The organism is Desertibaculum subflavum, from assembly GCA_003576705.1.
Taxonomy (GTDB): Bacteria; Pseudomonadota; Alphaproteobacteria; order Ferrovibrionales; family Ferrovibrionaceae; genus Desertibaculum; species Desertibaculum subflavum.
On record QOZS01000126.1, the window covers coordinates 1 to 2,908 of the forward strand.

The 2,908-nt window shown below is 69.5% G+C and carries 2 protein-coding genes; both read left to right on the plus strand.

The window, feature by feature from the left end; genetic code table 11:
- Positions 1–111 precede the first annotated feature (111 nt).
- Positions 112–1,134: a UDP-glucose 4-epimerase GalE gene (galE, locus tag DT074_RS27780; protein WP_119423065.1), complete on the plus strand. Its 1,023-nt coding sequence runs from the start codon at positions 112–114 to the stop codon at positions 1,132–1,134.
- Positions 1,131–2,908 (plus strand): type I secretion system permease/ATPase (locus DT074_RS27785; protein WP_119423066.1); only part of this gene is annotated, 1,778 nt, incomplete at its 3' end. The genes galE and DT074_RS27785, both read left to right, overlap by 4 nt.

Genomic DNA, 2,908 nt, shown 5'->3' on the forward strand with positions numbered 1-2,908 from the left:
GGCGAATCGGCGCAGCCCGCGCCGGCCGCGTCACCGCGCGCGGGACGTGCGGCGCGCCGGGCCGGTGCCGCGACCGCCGCCGCTGCCGGCACGCAGGCCTAGGACGTGACGATGGCGAGCGAAACTCTCCTGGTCACCGGTGGCGCCGGCTTCGTCGGCAGCCATGCCGTGCACGAGCTGATCGATCGCGGCTTCGGCATCGTCGTGGCGGATAACCTTAATCAGGGTCATCTCGCGGCGGTGCATCCAAAGGCCGAGCTGGTCCAGATCGATCTCGCCGATCGCGCGGCGCTGAAGCGCCTGTTCGGCCGGCACCGGTTCACCGGCGTGCTGCATTTCGCCGCCAACTCGCTGGTCGGCGAATCGATGGCGCAGCCGTTCCTGTACCTGCGCGACAACGTCGTCAACGCGATGAACCTGGTCGAGCTCTGCATCGAGCACGGCGTCAAGCGCTTCGTGCTGTCCTCGACCGCCAACCTGTTCGGCAATCCGAAGCAGATCCCGATCGACGAGGATGCGGCGATCGAGCCCGGCAGCCCCTACGGCGAATCGAAATACGCCATCGAGCGCATGCTCGCCTGGGCCGACCAGCTGCACGGCATCAAGTCGGCCTGCCTGCGCTACTTCAACGCCGCCGGCGCGCATCCCGACGGCTCGCTCGGCGAGGATCACCAGCCGGAGACGCATCTGATCCCCTTGGTGCTCGACGCCGCCGCCGGCCGCCGCTCGCATATCGAGATCTATGGCACCGACTACCCGACGCCGGACGGCACCTGCATCCGCGACTACGTGCATGTCTGCGACCTCGCGGTCGCCCATGCTCTCGTGCTCGATGTGCTGACGGAACGGAGCTGCCGTTACAATCTCGGCAACGGCAAGGGCTATTCGGTTCGCGAGGTGATTGCCGCGGCGCGCCGCGTCACAGGCTGTGACATCTCGGTGAGAGAAGGGGGAAGGCGCCCCGGCGATCCCCCTGTTCTGGTAGCCAGCAGCGACCGCATTCGCGCCGAGCTCGGCTGGACGCCCAAATTTTCTGATCTCGATTCGATTGTTGCCCATGCCTGGGGGTGGCGGCGGCAGAACCCGGCCGGATACGACGACCGGTCCAATGAAAAGCGGAGACGCGCACCATGACTGCGACCCCCACCAAGAGCGAAGAGCTGCGCGCCGTCCTGCGTCGCTGTTGGAACGGCATCCTGTTCGCCGGCTTCCTCAGCGCGTTCCTGAACCTGCTGGCGCTGACCGTCCCGCTCTACATGCTGCAGATCTACGACCGGGTGATCACCAGCCGCAGCTTCGACACGCTGTTCATGCTGTCGATGATGGCGGTGTTCGCGCTCGGTGTCTTCGCGCTGCTCGACTATCTCCGCGCCCGCGTCTACCTGATCCTGGGCGAGCGGGTCGCCCGCCAGCTGAACGCCAGCGTGCTGACCGCGGCGGTGTCCGAGGCGCTGCGCAGCAAGGGCGCCAGCGCCCAGGCGTTGCGCGACCTCAACGACATCCGCCAGTTCGTCGCCTCCGGGCCGATCTCCGCCACCTTCGATGCCGCCTGCGCGCCGCTCTTCCTCGCCGCCTTGTTCCTGTTGCACCCGTCCTACGGCTTCATCGCGCTGATCGCGCTGGCCGCTCTGGTCGGGCTCGGCCTGCTGACCGAGTTCTTCGCGCGTCGGCCGACCCATGCCGCGCAGGACGGCGCCATCCGTGTGCAGATGGAAGCCGGCGCCGTCGTCCGCGGCGCCGAGCTGGTGGAAGGCCTCGGCATGCTGCCGGCGCTCGCCCGCCGCTGGGAGATCCAGCGCGACAACGCCGAGGCCGGCGTCTGGCGCGGCACCAATGCGGTGAAGGCGATCAGCTCGCTGTCCAAGGCGACCCGTCTCGCCATCCAGATCATCATGCTCGCGGTCGGCGCGACCCTGGCGATCGAGCACATCATCACCCCGGGCAGCATGGTCGCTGCCAGCATCATCGTCGGCCGCCTGCTGATGCCGTTCGAGCAGCTGATCGACGGCTGGCGGCAATGGGCCAATGCCGGCGCCGCCAAGGGTCGTCTCGAGCGTACGCTGGCGGCGGCCGTGGGCCGCAAGCAGTCGATGCCGATGGAAGTGAAGTCGGGCAAGCTCGTGGTCGACCGCGTCAGCTTCGTGCCGCCGGGCGCCGACCGGCCGATCCTGCGCGGCGTCAGCTTCGAAGTCTCGCCGGGCGAGGTGATCGGCATCGTCGGCCCCTCGGCCTCGGGCAAGTCGACCCTCGCGCGCCTCCTGATCGGAGCCTTCGCCCCGAGCGGCGGCGGTGTCTATCTCGACGGCCAGCCGGTCCATATGTGGGAGCGTGAGAGCTTCGGCCAGCAGGTCGGCTATCTGCCGCAAAGCGTGCTGCTGCTCGACGGCACGGTGCGCGAGAACATCGCCCGCTTCCGCGATGCCGATCCGGCTGAGGTGGTGGCGGCGGCCCGCATGGCCGACGTCCACGAGATGATCGGCCGCCTGCCGTTCGGCTACGAGACGGCGGTCGGCGAATCCGGCTTTCAGCTCTCCGGCGGCCAGCGCCAGCGCATCGGCCTGGCGCGCGCGGTGTTCGGCAAGCCGAAGCTGATCGTGCTGGACGAGCCGAATGCCAGCCTCGACGGACAGGGCGAGCTCGCGCTGCTGAACGCGATCCGCGCCGCCAAGCAGGAAGGTGCCACCGTGGTGCTGATCGCGCACCGTCCCTCGCTGGTCACCGTGGTGGACCGTCTGCTGGTGCTGAACGACGGCGTGGTCGAGCGCTACGGCCCGCGCGCCGAGGTGCTGCGTGCCATCACCGCCGGCACCAATCGCGGCCCGGTCCGCGTCGCGCCGAGCGAGGCGCTGCCGGCCGCCGCCACCGGCCAGGGGCCGGCGCCGAAAGCGCCGCCCGGACGCGGCGGGGC

Excerpts from the sequence above, each read along its gene's own strand:
- galE (WP_119423065.1), top strand. The coding sequence starts at position 112 with ATGGCGAGCGAAACTCTCCTGGTCACCGGTGGCGCCGGCTTCGTCGGC.